The sequence below is a fragment of the Flavobacterium sp. B114r genome (assembly GCF_056824125.1).
This window is the reverse complement of record NZ_CP124858.1, coordinates 4,110,437-4,133,244: the sequence shown is the minus strand read 5'-3', so window position 1 is coordinate 4,133,244 and position 22,808 is coordinate 4,110,437. Positions and strand designations below refer to the sequence as shown.

Here is a 22,808-nt window from a genome sequence, read left to right as displayed (position 1 = left end):
TTTTTGATTTTTAATCTTTTTAAGTTTTATCTTTTAGCTGTCAATGTTGATCCGGCAGAAGCTACAACCACACAAAACACAGCCAGAACTTCATAAAGGTCCAGTTTTTCCTGTAGAAATAAAAAGGCACAAATAGAAGCCGCTGCAGGCTCTAAGCTCATTAAAATACTAAAAGTTCGTGGAGGAAGTTGACCCAGGGCTTTCATTTCAAGCGTAAACGGAATAGCGCTTGACAGCAATGCCAATGCAACGCCCATACCAAAAAGTTTTGGAGTAAGATTGACCAATCCGTTTTCATAAAAACCAACAGGAAGAATTAAAATAGCAGCAAACAACATTCCGGTTGATACTGCTTGTCCTCCATTCATAATCTGAGAAACTTTACCTCCTAAAATAATATATGCTGCCCAAAAAGCACCGGCTAAGAGTGCAAAAGCAACCCCTAATATATCGACCCGATCATTTGACCAGGGGGCTATTAAGACAATTCCAGTTGCTGCAAGCAAAACCCAACAATAATCTATTAAACGCCTTGATCCAATAATGGCTACTAACAAAGGACCTATAAATTCTAATGTAACGGCTAAACCAATTGGAATTCTTTCTATTGCGAGATAAAAGATCAAATTCATGGCGCCTAAAGACAAACCGTACGGAACTACAATTTTCCATTGTTTTGGCGTAATGGCTTTTAGGTTTGGTCTATAGGCTATTAATAAAATTATTGCCGAAACCCCAATTCGAATTGATGCTGTTCCCGCAGCACCAATTGCAGGAAAAAGGCTTTTAGCAATTGCGGCTCCACATTGCACACTGACAATAGCTAAAAGTACGGCGTAAATAGGAGGGATATTGAATTCTTTATTTTTCATGAGAAAGATGTAATGAAATAAGAAATGTATTTAGAGTAAGCTATTTCTTATTTCTTAAAAAAGTGTTTTTTGAGCTTAAAATCAACTGTTTACCTATAAGGTTTGTATTATTCTAAAGCACGTTTTGTAACATAAGCACGATAACCAATAATAGCCATTTGCCATTTTTTGGCTTTAGAGATGTCCAGACCTTGTTTGGTAAAACTGGGCAGAAGGATTTTATTTATTTTGGCTAAAATTTTATACATGGAAGGTTAATTTTCCTCAAAGATATAAAAAAAGACTTTGCGGTTGGGCAAAGTCTTTCTTGGAGTTTTTCCTAGTATGTTACGCAGGAATTTATTCTGTTTTTTGAGTATTTAATTAAGATTTATGAGGGTTTAAAATTAAAATCTATTATTTTGTCTTTCTATTTTCTGAAGTTCCCTTTCATGAAGCAGGACATCTTTCTCGTGTTGTCTTTTGTTTATCTCCAGTCTCCTCATTTCCAGGTTCCGTTGTTTCATGCTGGTTTCGTATATTTTAGAATCCTTTCCATATTTTTGTTCCATCTCAATATTGAGCTTGTCCATATCACTACTAAACTTGTCCATGGCAAGATTGTATTTTGCCATTTCTTTTTCGTACGCAGCTTCTCTTTGCGACATGATTTCTTCTACTTGTTTTTCGTAAGCTGACATATCAGGCTGAAAAGTTTCCATCTTTTTCTCAAACTCAGCCATTTCTATTTCAAATTTAGCCATTGCTACTTTATCTTTACGATCTGCAGGCGCTATTGGGGGATTTGGCATTTTAGATATATCAGCATTTGGAGCTTGAGGTATTGGTTCGGTAGGGAAAGCAGGAAGAGCTGGAGGAGTTGGGGACACAGGAGAAGCTGGAAGAAGATTAGAACCATTCGTCTGGCTTATTTCTGCAATACGTTTTCTAATAGTCGCTGGTTCATCAATTAAACCATCAGTAAGCAAATTAATATTTTTTAAACCATCTTTAGTTGTAACTATAATTCCACAATTTTTAATCGCTTCATCTCCTTCTACCTCAATGCTCTGAGCATTTTCTGTCTCTTTATTGATATCAACTTTAATAGCTGTTAGCTCATTTTGAGTGTTTCGTTTTACATTTGATACCACCATATCAATATTATGATCTTTCTTTAATTTTTCGGCCATCTCCTTTAGTTCTTGATCGGTCGTGTTTTTTCGAATTTTTAAAACATAAACCGGAGTCTCATTTTGAGTATTCTCTTTAAGATCTTTTCTCTCTTTTTCTTGTGCTATTGTCCTGATTTGAAATAAAAGCACAAAAGCTATAAGTACTGGAATAATAGTATAGTATTTCCAGCAATTTCGTTTTTTTGATTGATTTTTGTTTAACATGACGATTCGTTTTTTGATTAATGATTGATAAAAATGATTGGTGATTGCAACACAACTTTCATGTGTTGTTATTTTTAAAAGCGTGTATTGGTACGCTTTTTTGTCTGATATTTTCTTCGCAGCTTCATTATCTGCAATGAACTCAAGATTTTGTAAAATCGCTTTTTTGTACATCCAAATTATCGGGTTGAACCAAAATAGTATACAGAATATTCTTGAAACTAAAACATCTACAGTATGATTTTGATCGCTATGTACTTTTTCGTGTTCGATAATATTTTCTAATTCTGAGGCCGTAAACATTGATGAGTTGTACACGATATAATCAAAATAAGAAAATGGAGCGATATTTTCTTTAATATCTACGAATTTAAAATCTGCCTGTTGTTGTACTTTTTTATCTTTTAAAACAGAATTTAAACTATAGAAATCAATAGCAAATTTTACTAATAAGGTTAAAAATCCTATGCTGTAAATGGCTAGTAAAATGTAACTCCAATTAATATCGAAAGATTCTATTTGGGCACTGCGATAGAAAGAAATCTGAGATTTGTTTAGAACTGAAATTGCATTTGTATTTAAAATCGAAACAGGCGCCGGATCGATCCAGACTATTTTAGTGAAAACTACAAAAGGTAAAATCAATGATGTGAATAAGCCGGCTAATAAAAACCACCTGTTGCTATTGAAGAAGGTTTCTTTGTCTAATAAAAAATAGTAAGCACAATAAAACAACACTAATAGCGCGCTCGATTTTATGATAAAAATAAAAAGTGCTTCCATAAAAATTGGATTATTTCTTCTTCTATAATTGGTTATTTACCGTGTGATCCGGATTTTTTTAAACTGAAACTATTTTCTGGTTTCAATTATAATAACGCCATTTTTTCCTTGTTCGCCATACTTTACAATTGCGTCAATTCCTTTATAAATTTCCATGCTTTTTATATTTAGCTCCTGAAGATCGTCAGTTGTTACTTTTTCATTAATAACGACACCATCTACAATTACTAATTGATCTAAATTTTTCTGAGACCCTGATTTTTTAGAAGATATCTTAACTGTAGTTCCTGATTTAGCATCATCATTCACATTTACAGTGACTGAACTATCGACATTTGTACTTGCATCAGTATTTACATTAGTTGTACTAGTGTTTGCACTAACATTTTTATTAGTATTAGAATTAGCTTTAACATTGTTATCAGAATTAGAATTGGTTTTTGTAGTGGTTGAATTAGTGTTATCGCTTGTGTTTACAACATTTTTCAGGTTTTTGCGAGCAACAATTTTTTGATCTTTATCTGTTTCATCAGCCGTACGAATACCTACTTTTTTGCTGCCATCGTTGTCTGTTGTAACAATTATTCCAAAATCCTGGATCGTTTTATTTCCTCCAGTCTGAATAGATTGTGTTTGCTGATTTCCGTTTTTGATATCAATTTTAAGTGATGTTAAATCGCTTAAAGAATTTCTCTTAATTTCAGAAGCTTCAAAGTCAACATTATGAATTGTTTTTAATTTCTCTTTGATTTCTTTTAATTCAGCATCGGTAGAATTCTTTTTGATTTTATAAACGTCCACAGATTTAATTTTTCCAGAAAGCTCTTTTATAATTTGCTGTCTCTCTTTTGCAATAACTTCAATTTGAAATAAAAGTACAAAAGCTGCAAGTGCTGGAATTACAACACAAAATTTCCATGAATTTCTCTTTTTTGATTGATTTTTGTTTAACATAATGATTCGTTTTTTGATTAATGATTGATAAAAATGATTGGTAATGGCAACACAGTTTTCATGTGTTGTTATTTTTAAAAGCGTGTATTGATATGCTTTTTTATCGGATATTTTTTGTGCAGCTTCATTATCTGCAATGAATTCAAGATTTTGCAGGATCGCTTTTTTGTAAAGCCAAACTATAGGATTAAACCAGAATAAGACACAAAAGATTCTTGATATTAACACGTCGATAGTATGATTTTGCTCACTATGCACTTTTTCATGTTCAATAATACTTTCTAATTCTATTGCAGTATACAGTGATGAGTTGTACACGATATAGTCGAAATAAGAAAAAGGCGCAATATTTTGATTTGTATCAATGAATTTAAAATCAGCTTGTTGTTTTACTTTTTTACCTTTTAAAACAGTATTTAAACTATAGAAATCGATAGCGAATTTTATTAATAACGCGAGGAATCCAATACTGTAAAGGGAAAGCAAAACTACATTGAGATTAATTTGCAAAACACTATTTTCAATATTTTGCACTTCATTAATTTCAGAAAAGTTTATATTGGAAATTGGAGCAGGAGCAACCCAGACAATTTTAGTATAAACTATGAATGGTAAGATTATCGAAGTAAATAAACCGGACAATAAAAACCATCTGTTATTATTGAAAAAAGTCTCTTTGCGCAATAAAAAATAATAAGCGCAATAAAACAAAGCCAGTAATGCACTTGATTTTCCGATAAATATGAAAAGTGTTTCCATAAGGGATTATTTTTCTTCGTTAGGATTTTCAATCATGGCCAGGATTTCACGTAATTCGGCTGCTGAAATTTTTTCTTCTTTAGCAAAAAATGAAACCATGTTTTTATATGAGCTATTAAAATAGTTATCAATGGCAGTATTCATATATTTTTTGCTGTAAGCCTCCAATGTTATTACAGGATAATACTGGTGCGTGTTTCCAAAAGCGTTATGAGCAACAAAACCTTTTTCTTCAAGATTACGCACAATAGTCGAAAGTGTATTATAATGTGGCTGGTCTTCAGTGATTTCTGCCTGAATTTCTTTTACGAATGCTTTTTTGAGCTTCCATAAAATCTGCATGATTTCCTCTTCTTTGTTTGTTAACTTTTGCATGTTTTCTAATTTTAATTCAAACGTACAACTATATTTATAGTTACGCAACTATAAATATAGTTATTTAACTAAAAAAGACGTTTGGTCTGATTTTAAAGTATAGAAAATAGTGCTTTAGCCTTGTAAATCCGGAGGTTGAAATAGGAGTGAAAAAAATAACCGCAAAACGCGCGAAGATTTTAAAATTAAGTAGTTTTATAAAAACGCAAAGTTCGCAAAGCTACATTTGATAAAAGCTTTGCAAACTTTGAGCTGTCAAGATTATTCCGGATAAAATCTTATAGACCTGTGTGGTAAAATTTAGTTTTAAGAGATTTTTTCTCTGAGCAATTCTTTTTTGATCCAAAAGCAACACAGCGTTGCAATAACTCCAATGCAGGCCATAAAAAGCCAATTGATTTGGTAACCTAATCGAGAGATAATCTCGAAACCAACTTTAGAACTAATAATATGTGCTAAACTAAAACTCATTGTATAAAGCGCCATATAACGTCCTTCCTGTCCACGTGGCGCACGGCTTAATGCAAAAGCATTAGAAAACGGAAAAGTCAGGATCTCTCCAATCGAGATACAAATCATACTAATAACAAGAATTCCGGCCCAAACATTTATTAATAATAAAAAGAAGCTCGAAGCCATAACAAAAGACCCCAGAATAATTATTCTTATTTTAGGAAAACCTTTTCTCTCCATATAACCAACTGTTGGCATTTCGAGAGCAAATATTAAAAGTCCGTTTAAAGTCATCAATAAACCCGTTTGAAATTCGGTTAAGCCAAATTTTTCATTGTGATATAAAGGTAACGTAGTAAAAAGCTGAAAGAAAATCATAGCCGTCACAAAACTCACGAATAAGAAAACCCAAAAGATTTTATCATGAAAAACTGATTTTATATCTGCTGCACTTTCCGCTTTATCTTCATGCACCGTTTTTTTCTTCTCCTTAACTAATAAGGCAAAAATCGAAATCGAAACAATACACGATGCACCATCAATCCAGAACAATCCTGAATATCCAATTCCCATAATAATTAAACCTCCTAAAGCAGGTCCTGCAGCAAAACCCAGATTTACCGCTAAACGTACCAAAGTCAAAGCACGGGTTCTGTTTTCGGGTTTTGCATACGCACCCAAAGAAACAAACATCGCCGGCCTGAACATATCTGCAATAGTCATTAAACAAAACATTGCGAAACATAAAGTCCAAAAAGTAGTGATATATTGAATAAAGAAAAGTGAAACTCCGCTCGTAAACAAACTAAAAATCATGATTTTATAAAAACCAATTTTATCAGATAATTTTCCACCCAGCCACGAACCTAACATTGACCCAAGACCAAACGCAACCATAATCCAACCAACTTGATTATAAGTAAAATGAAGGTCTTCTTTTAAATATTTTGACAGAAAAGGAAGTACCATCGTTCCGGCACGATTTATAAATGTAACAATTGCGAGTATCCAAATTTCTCTTGAAAATCCTTTAAAATTATTGATATAGTGACTAAAAGCGGTTTTGAGCATTACAAATATGTTATTTGCAACAAAGTTAAGAAACTTTGTAGAGATCATCCGTTGCTGCTTTGTTACTTTTAAACTATTTTTGCTCAAAATTTCGAAGATGAAAAATGTTATTGCTTTTCTTGTATTGTTACTTGTAAATTTCTGTTTTGGCCAGAATAAATTTGATCAGAAAGAAACTGAAAAATTTCAAAAGAAGATAAACTCAGAATATGCTGATCCTAAAGAAAGTCCGTTAATGGAAGAAGATTTAAAAACTTTTAAATCGCTGGATTTTTTTCCTGTAAATTCCAACTACTTCGTGAATGCAAAATTTGAAAAGGCAAAGGACGAAAAGGTTTTTGAAATGAAAACTACAGGAACGAGAACACCAAAATATATAAAATACGGAACTTTGTATTTTACGATAGATGGTGTTGCTCTTAAACTGAATGTCTATAGAAATATTGAGCTTTCGAAAAAGAAAGAATATAAAGATCATTTGTTCCTTCCTTTCTCAGATTTAACCAGTGGTAAGGAAAGTTATATTGGAGGAAGATATATCGATTTGAAAATACCGAAAGGGAATACGATCGCAGTCGATTTTAATCAGGCGTACAATCCGTATTGTGCTTATAATCATAAATATTCATGTCCTTTAGTTCCTTTAGAAAATGATTTGAGTGTAGCAATTAATGCAGGTGTAAAAACATTTCACTAATGGAATTTTTTAATTGTCATACACATCAATTCACGAATGAAGCTCATATTTTGGAATTAGTAAATCAATATCCAAATGAGTTTGATGTTTCGATTCCTTTTTATTCCATAGGAATTCATCCGTGGTATATTAAAGATGAGAGAATTGATGAGGATTTGAGAATTATAGAAGAAAAATTACAAACTGAAAATTGTCTGGCAATTGGTGAATGTGGTTTAGACAAACGAATTGAAATTCCGTTAGAGAAACAAATTATAGTTTTCGAAAAGCAATTAGCTTTGGCTGAAAAATATAGTAAACCTGTAGTAATACATTGTGTCGCTGCCTTTCAGGAAGTAATTGCGATTAAAAAGAAGCTGAATATCTCTGTTCCGATGATTATTCATGGTTTTTCTAAAAATAGTCAAATTGCGAATCAACTCATTAAAGATGGCTTTTATATTTCGTTTGGGAAATATTTACTTAAAAAACCAGATTTAAAAACTGTTTTTCAGGATATTCCAAACGATCGGTTTTTTCTTGAAACGGATACGATCGAAGAAGGAATTAGCGAAGTTTATAATGTAGCATCAGAATATAAAAATATAACAATTAATGAATTACAAGAGATTATCTCAAGTAATTATAGAAAAGTGTTTGAGAAGGAGAATATAGAGAAAAGATAATAAAGAATAGAAGAAAGAAGCAAGATTAGCTATTGGGTTTGTTGAAAGTTGGCGAATCTAAATATAGAAAAGTGTTTGAGAAGGAGAATATAGAGAAAAGAGAATAGATAATAGAGAATAGAAGAAAGAAGCAAGATTAGCTGTTGGGTTTGTTGAAAGCTGGCGAGTCTAAATATAGAAAAGTGTTTGACAAGGAGAATATAGAGAATAGAGAATAGAATATAAAGAAAAGAGAATAGAGAATAGAAGAAAGAAGCAAGATTAGCTGTTGGGTTTGTTGAAAGCTGGCGAATCTTAACTTGAAGCAAAATTTTAAAACAAGTAAAAAATAACAAAATAACATATGGCAGAGTGGACAGAAAGAGCCGAGCTTTTATTTACAAAAGAGGGATTACATAACTTGCAAAACTCGAATGTTTTGGTAGTCGGATTAGGAGGAGTTGGATCATTTGCTGCTGAATTTTTGGCAAGAGCAGGAGTAGGGAGCATGACTATTGTAGATGGAGATGTAGTGGATATCACGAATATTAACCGACAATTACCGGCACTAAATTCTACAGTTGGGCAACCTAAAATAACCATTGTTGGAGACCGTTTGATGGATATTAATCCTGAATTGAAACTAACACGCGTGCAGGAATTTTTATCTCCGGAAAGAGCTTTTGAAATCATTTCACCTGATTTTGATTATGTACTGGATTGTATTGACAGTGTAACTCCAAAATTGAATTTAATCATTGGAGCAAAACGTAAAAGGGTTAAAATCATTAGCAGTATGGGCGCTGGTGGAAAAATGTTAGCGTCTAAAGTAAAAGTGAGTGATATTTCTAAAACTATGAATTGCTTTCTTTCTAAAGCCATTAGAAAACGATTAAAAGGAGAAAATATTAATAAATTGAAAGTGGTTTTCTCTTCTGAAATCCAAGACGAAAAAAGCCTAAAACTGACTGACGGGAAAAACTTTAAAAAATCGTTTTATGGAACCAACAGTTATATGCCAGGATTATTTGGCCTGTATGCTGCCGAAACTGTGATCAGATATTTGTTGAAGAAAGAATAGATTTATTTTAGGTTTCAGGTTTTATTTGTTTCAAGTTCTGAACACGGCAATTTTTGTCAAAGTTTTAAACTTTAACAAGGATATCACAAGGGAGAAACCTGAAACAAAAAAACTTAGAGCCTTCGCAACTCAGAACCTTAGTAACTTAAAAAAAATGATAAAAACAGTAATTTTTGATATGGATGGTGTAATTGTTGACACTGAGCCTGTTCACCGTTATGCCTATTACAAACAATTTTCTGAATTAGAAATAGAAGTAACCGAAGAAATGTATACTTCGTTTACCGGATTTTCGACTCGTAATACGTTTCAGACCCTAAAAGGATTTTTTCCAACGATACAGCACGAGGTAGAAGATCTGATACAAAGAAAGAGAAGCATATTTAATGATGCTTTTGATACTAAAGAAGATTTGTATTTATTAGAAGGTGTCGAAAATCTTATTAAAGATTTATATGCGAGCGGAATACAATTGATTTTAGCTTCATCAGCTTCAAAAGTAACCATTGAACGTGTTTTTACGAGATTCAATTTACATCAGTATTTTACGGATATTGTGAGTGGGGAAGATTTTCCGCAGTCAAAACCAAATCCGGCCATTTTTTTGCACGCCGCTTCATTATCAATAGCTCCAAAAGAAGAGTGTATCATCATTGAGGACAGTACAAATGGGGTAAAAGCGGCAAAAGCGGCAGGTATCTTTTGTGTTGGTTATAACAGCCATCATTCTAAATTGCAGGATCTATCTGAGGCAGATATAATTATAAATAATTTTAACGAGTTAAATGCTCAAAAAATATCACAGTTACAGGGCTGAATTATAGAAAATTTAACATTTGTTCAGTATTTGAAGTTGTAAATTTGAACAAACAAAATATACTCAAACATGAAAAAACTACTTATTGCATTGGCCATTGTTTTGGCTCCATTTGCTACAGAAGCACAAATAAAAACACCACAAGCGAGTCCGAAAGGTTATATTAAGCAAACTGTAGGATTAACTGATGTCGAAGTTACATATTCCAGACCAGGCGCCAGAGGTAGAGCGGTATTTGGAAATTTAGTTCCGTTTGGTAAATTATGGAGAACCGGAGCTAACGAAAACACAATCATTAATTTTAGTGATGATGTTGTGATCGATGGCAAAACATTGAAGAAAGGAAAATATGCAATTTATACAATTCCGAAAATAGAAAGCTGGGAAGTGATTTTTTACCTTTCTACTGACAACTGGGGATTGCCTGAAAATTGGAGCGATTCGTATGTAGCTTTGAGAACTACGGTAAAAGAAGATGCTTTATCAACACCTCTTGAGACTTTTACGATTGGAATTAATGGTTTAGATCCAAACTTTGGATATCTGGACATGGCTTGGGAAAACTCTCATGTAGCCTTAAAATTTGAAGTTCCTACTGCAAAAATTGCAACGGCAAGTATCGAAAAAACATTAGCAGGACCAACATCTAACGACTATTTTGCTGCAGCGACATATTTGTTTCAATCTAATGGAAACATCGAAACAGCCAGAACTTACGTAGATAAATCATTAGATATGAGTACTGAGAAACCATACTTTATACTAAGATTAAAAGCACAGATCCAGGCAAAACAAGGTGATAAAAAAGGAGCTGTTGAAACTGCAAAAGCTTCTCTTGCTGCTGCTGAAGCTGCTAATAATCAGGATTACGTAAAATTGAATAAAGACAGTATTGCTGAATGGAGCAGATAATAATTCTTTGAATTATTAAAATCTAAATATTAAAAATCCAAATTCTAAACTTGTTGAAGTTTGGAATTTGGATTTTTTTTTGGTGATTTTCCAGTATAAACGATCTTGTAATTAAGGGAGAAGATACAAAACCGAAAAAAGTGAATTAGTTCATACTTGGCGGCTCCGGAATTTTGATACTTCTCTTAATTTTTTTTACGATTAACAGATAAAAAGTGATTCCGCCCAAAATTATAAGCAACGCAATTTGCAATTGACCCAGACTGTTATTTTTACTATACATAGCATTAGCGCTTGCCAATTTTGCCTTTCCTTCCTGGATCTGGATTTGCGATAAAGATTCTAAAGTCGTTAAAGCATAATGACTTAGGTTGGCAATCTTGCTCCAGTCTTTGTTAACCACTTGTTTGTCAATTTCTTTACACGTACTTAAGAGAATATCGAAATATTGTTTTTCTTTATTGGTCAGTACAGTCTTTGCGTATAAATCATCAATATTATGAATAATACTCAAAGTATGAATGATCTCGTCCTTTTTGATATTATCGCTTAAATCGAGTTTTTCCGCTTCGGCTTTTATGAAATGAAGCTCTTTTGAATATTGAAAAATATAGTGCGCTACAACCAATCGGTCGTTATAAATTTCATTAATATTTTTGTTTACGTTTTTTGAATTTTGCAGTGTATTAAAATTCCCCAGCAAAATGATCAGCATCACAATAAGTAAAATAAAAGCGGCCTTAGTTTTATTGCTATATCTCTTCAGGTCCTTCATAGTGATGTGTTTTTGCTAATTTGTAAATACTTAGTTTCTCAAAGATATAATTTTTGGGGTAGAATCAAAATGTTTTAGCTTTTACAATCTTTGGTAAAGTTTTAAAGTTTAGCGAAGATATGTTGAACGTCAATAAACAGAGTATGGTATTTTAGGATTATAATTTTCGGGAGCAATTTCCAGCTATTCACTTGTATCTTTTCCTTGCTAAAGGAGCAAGAAAAAGGATACCGCTTCTATCTGGGCTAGGGAATCTCTTTTTAAAAGAAAATTTATCTAAGAGAGTTTTTATTAATCAATTGCATTGTCTGCTTGTTTACAATGTCAGCACCTTCTCTTAAAAACGCCGGATTTGTACATTCTCCGTAACTGATGTAAACAATATTGTTATCGTCCTCCAGATTTTTATTTCTCTCCTTAGCAGTTCTGGAACTATCCAAACCCATAATCAATATAGCGGGAGTATTTTCATTATAAAGTTGTGTTGCAATTCCTATTAGTCTATTTTCAGCTGCAAATTGTATATCTTTCTCAGGATATGCTAAAAGATGCATGCAATACAAAAGAGAACAAAGTTTTGCATCTTTAAGAGCAGGATACTTCTCTAAAATCTCAGAACCCTGATTCAAATTATCAAAACATTTTGTAAAAAGTTGATATGAGATCGAATTGTCTTCAATTTCGCGACTCTGAGCAGTAGCATTTTGACTTTTTACCTGAGAGCATAAAATTAGTAATAGTAGGGAAAGAAATTTTTCGATCATAATTCAATAAAAAATTTCTTATTCCAAAACCACTTCCTCATTATCGGGTTCTTTTCTGAAAAACAGAAACTGAAGCACAAGAGATAATATTATCGTCAACATTGCTCCAATAAAATTCAGCCATAAATAGCCTAACTTTTCCTGACCACTTGGGTAAATTGCGATCATAAAATAGTAAATGATGAATATAGTAATTTGACTGATAATAGCACTAATAAACATTGCTTTTGCTTTTACTCTGTTTAAATAAAATCCAACTAAAAAGATTCCTAAAACAGTTCCGTAGAAAATAGAACCAATGATATTTACCAATTGAATTAAATTCTCAAACAAAGTACCAACGCAGGCAAAAAGTATCGCTACAATTCCCCAGAATAAAGTGAAGAACTTTGTTGCATATAAATAATGCTTATCCGATTTTTCGGTTTTCAGATTACGTTTATAAATATCAATTGCCGTTGTAGATGCCAAAGCATTTAATCCTGAGGCCGTTGACGACATTGCTGCTGAAAGAATTACAGCTAGTAATAAACCGATAAGACCTTTAGGTAAATAATGCAGGATAAAGTGAAAAAACACATAGTCTTTATCATTGGTTTCACTATTTGGGTCTGCTCTCAAGATGATTTCTTTGGCACGATCCCTGAGGTCTTTTTCTTTATTGGATATAGTCACTAATTCCTTTCGCAAAATTGGATTGTCAAAATCCTGATTCAACTGATCGATGTACAATAAATTAATTACTTTTTTATCTTCAGAAAGTGTGCTTAATTTTTTCTCTAAACCATGATATTCCTCTTTATATGCTGATTTTTCGATTACAATTTTATTATTCGGATTAAAATTTAAAGGAACGGGATTGAATTGAAAAAACACAAAAACCATAACTCCTGTCAGCAGAATAAAAAATTGCATTGGTACTTTTAAAAGACCATTCATAATCAATCCCATTTGACTTTCGCGAACCGATTTTCCAGACAAGTAACGTCCTACCTGTGACTGATCAGTTCCAAAATAGGCAAGAGCCAGAAAAAAACCACCTGTTATTCCGCTCCAGAAAGTATATTTTTCCTCAGGATTAAACGAGAAATCTACGATATTCATTTTATCATTTGCACCTGCAATATGCAATGCACTTGTAAAAGTCATGTCGTTTGGCAAATAATGCAAAATCAGGAAAAACGTAATAAACATCCCGGACATAATCACGAACATTTGTTGTTTCTGTGTTACGTTTACCGCTTTTGTCCCTCCTGAAAAAGTATAAATAATTACGAGAACACCAATCATGATGTTCATCAATGTTAAATTCCACCCCAAAAGAGCTGACAAAATAATGGCTGGTGCATAAATGGTAAGACCTGTTCCTAAACCTCTTTGAACTAAAAACAGAATAGCAGCAAGTGAACGGGTTTTTAAATCGAATCGTTTCTCTAAAAACTCATAAGCGGTAAATACTTTGTTCTTATGATATAACGGAATAAAGGTTACACAAATAACAATCATAGCAATTGGCAACCCAAAATAGAATTGTATAAAACCCATTCCGTCATGATACGCTTGTCCCGGAGTAGATAAAAACGTAATAGCGCTGGCTTGCGTCGCCATTACAGAAAGTCCTACTGTATACCAGGGTGTTTCGTTATTGCCCAGAATAAAATCCTCTACATTTTTACTTCCTTTGGTTTTCCAGGATCCATAACCAACAATAAATAAAAGTGTAACAATAAGTACGATCCAGTCAAATAGTTGCATAGGTTATGAGTATAATTGCATGATTAAGAAAAAAATAAGAATGTAAATTGCATTCGCTACCAAAACATAGGTGTAGCTTTTCTTCCATTTTTTTGTTTTTTTAGCTTCCATTTTTGAATGTTTTATTGCTTTAATTCTTGTTTTGGAGCTTCTACTGGCTGTTTTAACGAAATCATATTCGATAATAATCGATATGCACCGGCCACACCTTCAGGTAATTCTCTAAAAAAGCTTAATCCTGTGTAAATATAATATCCTTTTCCGTACGGTGCCACCAATAAGGCGCCATCTTTAGGCGATTCGCCTTTGTCGTGAGACGATAAAATAGGAGTAAAGGCGGGATCGTATTGATTAGGATAATATAAACCCTGCTCTTGTGTCCAGCCTTCAAAATCTTTAGAACTGATTTTATTTGGCGTATTTAATACAGGATGATTGGGCGCCAGAAAAGTTACTTTGGCATTTTCCTCAGTCACACGGTCATTTGATATTTTTAAAGGATATGGCGCAATCTGATCTGTTACAGTTTTTCCATAAGTATTGTACTGTACGATCATATTTTTACCGCTTTTTACAAAATTGAAAAGGATATTTTGTTTGTTAGCTAAAGCATTTACGGTATTATAAGCACGAACTCCGGTGATTACAACATTAAATGAATCCAGTTTTTCCGGTGTGATTTCTTCCGGTTTTATTATGCTCACTTTATATCCCATTTGAGCTAAACTTTCAGGTACTTCATCACCGGCTCCCATAATATAAGCTATCGCATCGCCGTTTGTTTTTAAGTCAATTCGAATGCATTTTGATTCAGCCGGTTTTAAAACCATTTGTTTGGTAATATGACTATAATCAATAATAGTCTGATCTTTATCAAAACGTTTATTATCAACAATTGCAACACTTTTAGCAATTGCTTCTTCCGGATTTACGGGCGGGGTAACTTCAAAATAAAAGATTTGCTCGTTTCCTTTTTTATCTAAAGTAAAAGGGATTTCTTTTGGAGAAATATTCCAGCTTTTAGGCAATTCTAATTGTAAGTTTCCCTTGATGCCATCTTTTCCTGCTCGTACTTTTACAGGGATCATTTTACTGGCGGTACTTCCAAAAATCAGCACTTTTTCCAGTATCGAAGTCGTAACTTCGGGAACAATATCCAGAAAGTTATACATTTCGCCTTTTACGCCATCATTATATTTATATACAACAGTGCGTTCAAACGGAATTTCAATACTATTTATTTTAATATTAAAAACGACTTTTACCTGTCTGATAATGTCCGGAATACCTATGTTTTCCTGATTAGAAACCGTGTACATTCCAACACTTGCCTTTTCTTTAAGCCAGTAAGGTTGTGTGTATTCAATATTGTCTGGAAGCTGAATTTGTAAGTTTATTTTCTGATCGTCGTTATTTTTTAATTGAATATTCTGAATCGTACTTTTATTATCCGGTAATGAAGTAACGCTCATCAATTGCATTTCTACAGAAGATCTGTTAATCGCTTCGAGGCTTAATCTTATCGCACTTCCCGGCGTTGCTTCCTGCTCACTGGCAACTGCTTCTAAATACAATCCTGAGCACGATGCAATTATATTTTTTATTGCCGCTGATTTTATAGTTTTCCAATGATCATCTTCTAGTGCTTCGATCATAGTGTAGGCTTTAACTAAATCCGGAACGCTTGCTGATGGATTGCTAAAATCATATTTTGCAATAATAGCAGTGATCAAATCGCCAACTGGTTTTCCGTTTTTAACACGATTCCATGAAGTATCAATTCCCTCGAATATATTATCACGTTCTTTAGAATTGTCACCGTTTATAAGTTCCAGATATTCAGTTTCTTCGCCACGAACACCTGTGCTTCCAAAACCTTGTGATTGGTGTCTGCTTCGGCTTAACGCCGCAATTTCCTGATTCGATTTTCCAATTCCTGTATAATATACACCGGTTTCCAGTTTAGTGAATTTTGATTTATTGGCGGCATCAAATTTTTCCTGACTTCCGTAAAACCACCACGAAGGATTAAAAAACAATCGTTTTACCTGCCACGGTTTTACATGTTTTAGTTGTTCAGGATATATTTTTGGGTCATTTGTAAGCTTGAAACTTTCAACACTTAACATCGCTGATGATGTATGATGTCCATGTGTTGTTCCGGGTGAGCGGTGATCGAATCGATTTATGATTACATCTGGCTGAAATTTTCTAATAGTCCATACCACGTCAGCAAGTACTTTATCTTTATCCCAGATTTCTAAAGTTTCATCAGGGTTTTTTGAATAACCAAAATCATTGGCACGTGAAAAAAACTGTTCGCCACCATCGATTTTTCGGGCTTCGATTAGCTCCTGAGTTCTTATAACTCCTAATAATTCACGCAATTGCGGACCAATTAAATTCTGACCTCCATCGCCACGAGTTAAGGATAAGTATCCTGTTCGCGCATTCATCTCATTTGCAATATAAGAAATTAAACGGGTGTTTTCGTCGTCCGGATGTGCTGCCAAATACAAAACGGAACCTAAAAAGTTCAATTTTTTTATTTGATTATAAATTTCTACAGAGTTTAATTTTTGTGGTTGTTGTGCAAAAGAAAGGGAAATCCCTGTTAAAAAAACAAGAAGAATTCGTATCTGGATTTTTCGCATAATGTCTTTTAGTGTTTTGAAACTGCTTCAAAAATACTAATTATATCTTTGAACCGTATTTAAATGAAATGTTAATGTTTGGTTATTGATTTTCTTTTTTAAGAAAATTTGATTCAAAAAAAAAGAGCATCAATTTATTTGATACTCTTTTTGTGTCGAAAATTTATTTAGATATTGATTATCTTCTTCCTGAACCATGTCTGTGATCATCATCACGTCTGTCGTGTTTATCGTGTTTGTCGTGTTTGTCGTAGTGTTTGTTATCATAATGCTTATAATCTCTGTGATCATTACGACGATCGTTGTAACCATAAACTTCTCTTGGTCTGTAGGGTCTTTGAGGAGCTCCGTGATATCCTTTATAATATCTTACTTTGTGACGATCGAAGTATGTATATGGTGTTCTTCCGTGGTAATCGTTAAGAACTACTTTATAACCTCCGTACAAATCATAATTACTGTATTGTCTTGGCAGGCGACTCGCTCTTACCCATCTTCCTCCTCCAAAATAAATAAACTGAGAAGCTCTAACATCATAATAAGCTTCGATATCCGGCAAGTAATAATATTCCATTTGAGCATATCCTGCAGGTCCCCAGGCAGGCGGTGATCCTATGTTAACATTTATTGATACCTGAGCTTGTGTGGTACTTGCAACCAAAAGGAATAATCCCGCAATTGCTATTTTTATTGTTTTCATTTTGTTTAGTTTTAATATTAATGTTATTCTGTTTATGAATATTCATATACTGTGCCAAAAAATGAAAACTCAGTGTATTTCGTCGGAGAAAGTATGCATTTTAACGATTGAATATTGCTGGTTGTATTGTAAAGTTTTGATTTTTAAAAGATTCTGTCGTCTTAAGATTTGGTTAAGAATCGTATTTTTTTATTATTTATATTCGACAGTTCTTGGTTTTGCCAACTCAAAACTTTGTAAACCAAAATCAGTAGTTTCAAAAGTATTTGTTTTAAATACATTGTCTCCCTGATAAGGGATTGTGGGATAATATGAAATTGAAAGTTGAAATGAACTGAATACTAAATAGTCATTACTGATCAATAAGCCTAAAGTCACTTTTTGATATGCTTTGTTTCTTCCCATCGCATTCTTTGGAGCTCCTAATACTGCTACTGCATAATTAAAAAACGGATTCATACGAAATCCCCAAAGGGCATGAGGTGAGTATGTTTGTGTTTGTAGTGATAAAAGCATTTTATTGGTACCGTAAACAGCACTATTAAAACCTGCCAAACCATTCTGATTATTTATATTCAGTTGATCACCAATAATATCTTCACGATTTATACCAATAACAACTTGTGGGTTCACGAACTGTCTTAGTTTCCATGTTCCTATGCTGTAAAGTTTTGTAAAATAATTGGTTTCCATCGAAAATGCCGTCTGATAAGTTTTACCCTGATGGAAAAATGTTCCGGCTTCAAAATTCATACTCAAAAAACCTAATCGATAGTAATTTCCAAAAGAGAATTGTGCACCAACATAAGGCCGCCAAAACGTATTTTTATATTGATATCCTAATGTAATTCCGTAAATGCGTCCAATAGGTACATCTTCAGTTTGTCCGTTTCTAAAAATGTAGCTGTCTTTGATAAATTTACGCCTGTTAAGTCCAATTCCGGACAAGATAAATTTCTCGTCAGAGTAGAATCGCGTAGGGTCGTAGAGATCAGATGGAGATTCACTATAATTTATATTCAGAAAACGTGCGCTTGCTACTAAATTTGTTATACCGCTTTCATCTTCAAATACTTTTGAAGCATGTCCTGCCCATAAATCCTGAAAGTTGTTTTTGAAAGGCTGATACGCATAAGACATATCCGGCGCCTGCAAAGTATCTCTCCTAAAATTCTGACCTACATATACACCACCAGCCCATTTGGTTAAAGGAGAGTAAAAAAGGCGTTCGACGTTTATACTTTTAGTATAATTATTGTCGAGATCCATTTTATAAAATAAAGTAGTTGCAATATAAGTATTCTTGATATTAGGTATAGTATAGGTAACTTCATTAGCATTTCGTCCATCATCAAACCTATTCGTAAATTGATATTCTAGTTGCTGGCCTGAACCAAAGAAGTCTTTTTCTTTTACCCCCAGAGAAACCTGATTACTGGAAATTGAAAATTTAGGAATAGTACTCCATGAATCTAAAACCCGAATGGTCACGTCGACAGAATCTGAGGCTACACCAACAACTTTATTGGTTATTCTCACTGCTGTTACATATTTCTGAGAACGAATTAAACGTTCAGATTCCTGTACTTTATATGTGTCGTAAACAGCATTTCTTTTAAACAATAACAAATTAAGTATTGCAATCTTTTTTGTTTTTAAGTGTAACCTGTTTCCTGTTCTTTCTCCCCAGTTTCTCGGCATTTGAGTGGTGTCATTAACAGAATGTCCAAAGGGGTCCAGGGTTACAATATTGATATTACGAATAATTTTTCCGCTAAAATCTGTAGTGTCATTTTGTACCAGGATTTCTTTTTTTCTGGTTTTGCTTCCGCGAAAAAATAATTTATGCAGAGTTTGTGTGAATTTATTTTTTTTAGAATAATTCTTAATCTTGTTATATACTTGAATACTGTCTTTTTTATCATGAGCATCTCTTACCTTATCTGTCTGGGCATAGGCATTTGGTAAGCAGAAGCATAATAAAATGAAAACTACTATTTTTTTGTTTACAGACATTAGATAATTGATGATGGCTTAAAAGTTGATTTTGATATGAATATAAGAAATTTGTCGGATTATTTTTAATATTTAACCACTATTTAGTTTTCAGCTTTTAGTTTTCGGATTCTCCATGTAAATCTTTTAGGCATATGATTACCCATAAGATACCCCCAAGGCTCTAAAGATTCAATTCTGTCAAATATAATTTTTAGAATGGCTAAAAGCGGAATGGCTAAAAACATTCCCGAAATTCCGGCAGCCGCTCCTCCAACGATAATTCCCATAATAGAAACAAAAGCATTAATTTCTACTTTAGAATTTATAATTAATGGTACAAGGATATTATTATCTATAAACTGAACAATAATATTTACAATTAGAATACCCAGGATAATAGATGTTTCCGGAGTTCCTGTAAGAGAAGCCATGACTGTAATGATTCCTGCAATTAAAATACCAATGTACGGAATCATATTCAGGATTCCGGTAATCAACCCTAATAAAACAAAGTATTTTACGCCAATAATCCAAAGTCCTAAACCGGTTAAAATGGAAACTACGATCATTTCAAAAATTAAACTTAGAATATAATTGTTGATTGAAACTTTTATCTGAGATAAAATATCTTTTAAAGCAGAATGATCTTCTTTATTAATCAGTTTAGCCAGAAATAATATAAAATGATCTTTATATAAAAGGAATAAGAAAGTATAAATTGGGATAATAGTGCAATCTAAAAGCAGATCGCTGATAGATAATATTGCAGAGCCAATTGTGGCTTTTCCGTTCTGTACGGAATCTTTGGTTACGGTATCAAGATATTTTTTCTGTTCCCCGATGCTGACATGAAATTTATCTTTTATAAAATTATGGATGTCTGTTATAAAAGAATTGGCATTTTTCTTTATTGTTTCAAAATCGTTTGCAATATCGCTTACCTGATAGGATATAAAAACTAATATGCCAATAATAAAAAGGGCAAAAATCAAGATACAGCAAGCAGCTGCAAGATGTCTTGGAAATTTTAATCTGGTATGCAAAAAAGTAAAAATCGGTACTAATAATACAGCAAATAAAAATGCCATTAGCACGGGGGTAATAATATCTTTTCCGATACAAAAAATAAAAGCGAAACTGATTAAGCTAACTAAAACTAAGGCAAGTTTAGCATAAAATGGTAATTTTATGGAATGAATCATTTTGTTGGGTGATTTAATAAACTAGTAATTGGTAAAACAAATATTATATTTTATTTAAAAAATATCGTTTTAGCTTTTTAGTATTAGTTTATAAAATTCCCATTATAATTTAATCATAAAACTCTTTGTCCTCGTAATGCGCTGGCATTATCGAAATACCTTTTTGAAGCAGCAGGTTGTTTGGAAAAATGATTTTTTCTCCTTCTTTTGTCTTTAGATTAACGTGAAAAGCACTGATATCCTCAATTTCTGCTTCGATAGGAAAGTCCTTATCATGAATTTTAATAGTATCACCAATTCTAAAAGGAAAAGAAAAAAACAAAATCATTCCTGAAGTAATATTGCTTAAAATCGACCATTGTGCAAACATTGCGACTCCAATTACGGTTGCAATAGAAGAAACTGTTATAAAGATATCTTTTGTTTCGACTCCCCAAATTACAATCAGGCTAATCGTTACCAATATGTTCATCAGGATATGAATATACTTGATAACGAGATTTGTTCGATGCTCTAATAATTGGCTTGTACTGGCGTAACGACGAATTAATTTTGCGATAATGACTCTTAATGCCGCTAAAGCAAAAAGTAGCACTATCGTAGTTAATATTTCGTGACTATATTCTTTTAAGGAAAACATAAATATTTTTTTTAAACTAAAGTACTCAAATATTCGTAAACTTTAGCTGTTGGCAAGCCCATAACATTTGTATAAGAGCCTTCGACTTTTGCAACTGCCATAAAACCAAACCATTCTTGAATACCATAAGCACCGGCTTTATCATAAGGTTTGTAGTTTTCTATGTAATATAAAATAGATTCGTCTGATAAATCATTAAAAGTAACTTTAGTAACGTCATTGATAACAGTCGAAGTAAAGCTTGTTCTAAAGCATACTGAAGTAAAAACTTCATGTGTGGCACCAGACATAGATTTGATCATTTCAAAAGCTTCTTCGGGACTTTTTGGTTTACCTAAAGCCTTGTTTTGATGCCAGACAATTGTATCGCTGGTTATTAAAATTTCATTTTCTTTTAATTCCCCATCAAAAGCACTGGCTTTTAGCGCTGCTAAATAATCCGTTATTTCAACCGCTTCCAGTTCCGGCGGATATATTTCTTCTATTTCTTTTAATCTAATTTCGAAATCAAGATCAAGGTCTTTAAAAAACTGCTGTCTGCGAGGTGATCCTGAAGCAAGAATTAAGGTATATTGTTTTAGTTTTTCTTTAAGCATTGTACTTGATGTTTAGGGGGACAATTAAAATAGTTAAGATTCCGAAAAACAAAATCAGTTTGAGGATGGTACTCAAATGATGAAAATCGTTTTTAGATTTTGCTGAAAATATTTTTACAATAAAATATAAAAGTGGTGCCAAAACAAAAGCAAAGGCATAAAATGTAGCAATATTAAGCTTGTTCTGAACGAAATATTTATTGATATAAAGCAAACATAAAAGAAACGGAATAACAGCAAGACCAATAGCAATTTTTGATGTTCTGCTAATTCCTATTGCAATTGGCAACGTATTCATTCCTTGATTATAATCGCCATTTACATCTTCTATATCTTTAATAATTTCGCGAAGAAAATTAATCAGAAAAGCAAATATCGCATAATCAGTTAAGATGGAAAATAAACTTGCCATTTGTGCCTGATTTTCATGATTAATTACCGGAAAAATATCAAAAACACCAATGATAAGAATACTCAATGCAAGCAATAATGCCACTACAAAATTACCTAAAATCATGATTTGCTTTAGGGTAGTAGCATAAAAATAAAGAAGAGAAGCAATTAGAATAAAAAGAGAAGCGAAGCTGGGCTTCATGATAATGTTCGATAAAATAAAACCAATGGCAACACCAGTAATATTAAGTCCTATGTAAATATTATAAGCTGCCGTTTCAGAAATACCTTTGTTAATTACTACATCTTCGGGTTTATTGATCGTATCAGCTGCAACACAATAAATACTATTAATAACATAACCCGCTGCCGCCAGTAAAACCGTACTCAAAATCAATAATCCGAATTGCCAGTCGTTTAAAGCAAGAGGTATATTTTGCTCTTTTAAAAATGCATAACGAAATAATGCCTGCATAAAAGCAAGCAGTATTAAGTTTCTATATCGAATGAGTTTTAGGAATTTCATTTTTTTTG

21 protein-coding genes are annotated in these 22,808 nt (G+C 32.8%); 5 read left to right on the top strand and 16 right to left on the bottom strand.

Features of this window, described 5'->3' with window-relative positions:
- Nucleotides 1-26 precede the first annotated feature (26 nt).
- The 6 genes from QLQ94_RS17555 to QLQ94_RS17530 form a co-directional block, all read right to left on the bottom strand.
- A complete protein-coding gene (locus QLQ94_RS17555; protein WP_271334714.1) occupies nt 27-872 on the bottom strand; it encodes an EamA family transporter in 846 nt (281 codons plus the stop codon).
- Nucleotides 873-979: 107 nt separating this feature from the next.
- Nucleotides 980-1,120: an SsrA-binding protein gene (locus tag QLQ94_RS17550; protein ID WP_264537765.1), complete on the bottom strand. Its 141-nt coding sequence runs from the start codon at nt 1,118-1,120 to the stop codon at nt 980-982.
- Nucleotides 1,121-1,258: 138 nt separating this feature from the next.
- On the bottom strand, nt 1,259-3,034 hold the full coding sequence (locus tag QLQ94_RS17545; RefSeq protein ID WP_482497973.1) for a M56 family metallopeptidase: 1,776 nt from the start codon (nt 3,032-3,034) through the stop codon (nt 1,259-1,261).
- Between the two features lie 69 nt (nt 3,035-3,103).
- Nucleotides 3,104-4,747, bottom strand: a complete 1,644-nt coding sequence (locus QLQ94_RS17540) for a M56 family metallopeptidase (RefSeq protein ID WP_427401270.1) — start codon at nt 4,745-4,747, stop codon at nt 3,104-3,106.
- Between the two features lie 6 nt (nt 4,748-4,753).
- Nucleotides 4,754-5,122, bottom strand: coding sequence for a BlaI/MecI/CopY family transcriptional regulator (locus QLQ94_RS17535; RefSeq protein WP_271334717.1), 369 nt, complete (start codon nt 5,120-5,122; stop codon nt 4,754-4,756).
- A 306-nt stretch (nt 5,123-5,428) separates the two neighbouring features.
- A complete protein-coding gene (locus QLQ94_RS17530; protein ID WP_271334718.1) occupies nt 5,429-6,646 on the bottom strand; it encodes an MDR family MFS transporter in 1,218 nt (405 codons plus the stop codon).
- 97 nt (nt 6,647-6,743) lie between these two features.
- Here QLQ94_RS17530 and QLQ94_RS17525 point away from each other — a divergent pair, with 97 nt between their 5' ends.
- The 5 genes from QLQ94_RS17525 (at nt 6,744) to QLQ94_RS17505 (ending at nt 10,797) form a co-directional block, all read left to right on the top strand.
- Entirely contained in the window at nt 6,744-7,343 is a 600-nt protein-coding gene (locus tag QLQ94_RS17525) for a DUF1684 domain-containing protein (RefSeq protein ID WP_271334719.1), read from the top strand.
- Nucleotides 7,343-8,008, top strand: coding sequence for a TatD family hydrolase (locus QLQ94_RS17520; protein WP_427401272.1), 666 nt, complete (start codon nt 7,343-7,345; stop codon nt 8,006-8,008). Before QLQ94_RS17525 ends, QLQ94_RS17520 begins: the two co-directional genes overlap by 1 nt.
- Before the next feature lie 343 nt (nt 8,009-8,351).
- Nucleotides 8,352-9,068 carry a tRNA threonylcarbamoyladenosine dehydratase gene (locus QLQ94_RS17515; protein ID WP_271334721.1) on the top strand — a complete coding sequence of 239 codons (717 nt, stop codon included), beginning with the start codon at nt 8,352-8,354 and terminating at the stop codon, nt 9,066-9,068.
- A 154-nt stretch (nt 9,069-9,222) separates the two neighbouring features.
- Entirely contained in the window at nt 9,223-9,885 is a 663-nt protein-coding gene (locus QLQ94_RS17510; RefSeq protein WP_271334722.1) for an HAD family hydrolase, read from the top strand.
- 69 nt (nt 9,886-9,954) lie between these two features.
- On the top strand, nt 9,955-10,797 hold the full coding sequence (locus tag QLQ94_RS17505) for a DUF2911 domain-containing protein (protein WP_271334723.1): 843 nt from the start codon (nt 9,955-9,957) through the stop codon (nt 10,795-10,797).
- Between the two features lie 145 nt (nt 10,798-10,942).
- Here the strand turns inward: QLQ94_RS17505 and QLQ94_RS17500 are convergent, their stop codons facing one another.
- From QLQ94_RS17500 to QLQ94_RS17455, 10 genes are all read right to left on the bottom strand, one after another.
- Nucleotides 10,943-11,572, bottom strand: coding sequence for an MCP four helix bundle domain-containing protein (locus QLQ94_RS17500; RefSeq protein ID WP_271334724.1), 630 nt, complete (start codon nt 11,570-11,572; stop codon nt 10,943-10,945).
- Between the two features lie 272 nt (nt 11,573-11,844).
- Nucleotides 11,845-12,336, bottom strand: a complete 492-nt coding sequence (locus tag QLQ94_RS17495) for a hypothetical protein (protein ID WP_271334725.1) — start codon at nt 12,334-12,336, stop codon at nt 11,845-11,847.
- A gap of 18 nt (nt 12,337-12,354) precedes the next feature.
- Nucleotides 12,355-14,091, bottom strand: a complete 1,737-nt coding sequence (locus tag QLQ94_RS17490) for a sodium:solute symporter family protein (protein WP_271334726.1) — start codon at nt 14,089-14,091, stop codon at nt 12,355-12,357.
- 122 nt (nt 14,092-14,213) lie between these two features.
- Nucleotides 14,214-16,745, bottom strand: a complete 2,532-nt coding sequence (locus tag QLQ94_RS17485; protein ID WP_427401273.1) for a PIG-L family deacetylase — start codon at nt 16,743-16,745, stop codon at nt 14,214-14,216.
- Between the two features lie 178 nt (nt 16,746-16,923).
- The gene (locus tag QLQ94_RS17480) at nt 16,924-17,445 is read right to left on the bottom strand and encodes a hypothetical protein (RefSeq protein ID WP_271334728.1); all 522 of its coding nucleotides are present in this window, start codon (nt 17,443-17,445) and stop codon (nt 16,924-16,926) included.
- A 192-nt stretch (nt 17,446-17,637) separates the two neighbouring features.
- Nucleotides 17,638-19,461, bottom strand: coding sequence for a BamA/TamA family outer membrane protein (locus QLQ94_RS17475; RefSeq protein WP_271334729.1), 1,824 nt, complete (start codon nt 19,459-19,461; stop codon nt 17,638-17,640).
- Nucleotides 19,462-19,544: 83 nt separating this feature from the next.
- Nucleotides 19,545-20,645 (bottom strand): AI-2E family transporter, encoded by a 1,101-nt coding sequence (locus QLQ94_RS17470; RefSeq protein ID WP_427401275.1) that lies wholly within the window; start codon nt 20,643-20,645, stop codon nt 19,545-19,547.
- 109 nt (nt 20,646-20,754) lie between these two features.
- Nucleotides 20,755-21,285, bottom strand: a complete 531-nt coding sequence (locus QLQ94_RS17465) for a mechanosensitive ion channel domain-containing protein (RefSeq protein ID WP_271334731.1) — start codon at nt 21,283-21,285, stop codon at nt 20,755-20,757.
- Nucleotides 21,286-21,296: 11 nt separating this feature from the next.
- The gene (locus QLQ94_RS17460; RefSeq protein WP_271334732.1) at nt 21,297-21,881 is read right to left on the bottom strand and encodes a Maf-like protein; all 585 of its coding nucleotides are present in this window, start codon (nt 21,879-21,881) and stop codon (nt 21,297-21,299) included.
- Nucleotides 21,874-22,800, bottom strand: a complete 927-nt coding sequence (locus QLQ94_RS17455) for a geranylgeranylglycerol-phosphate geranylgeranyltransferase (RefSeq protein WP_271334733.1) — start codon at nt 22,798-22,800, stop codon at nt 21,874-21,876. Before QLQ94_RS17455 ends, QLQ94_RS17460 begins: the two co-directional genes overlap by 8 nt.
- Between the last annotated feature and the right edge of the window lie 8 nt (nt 22,801-22,808).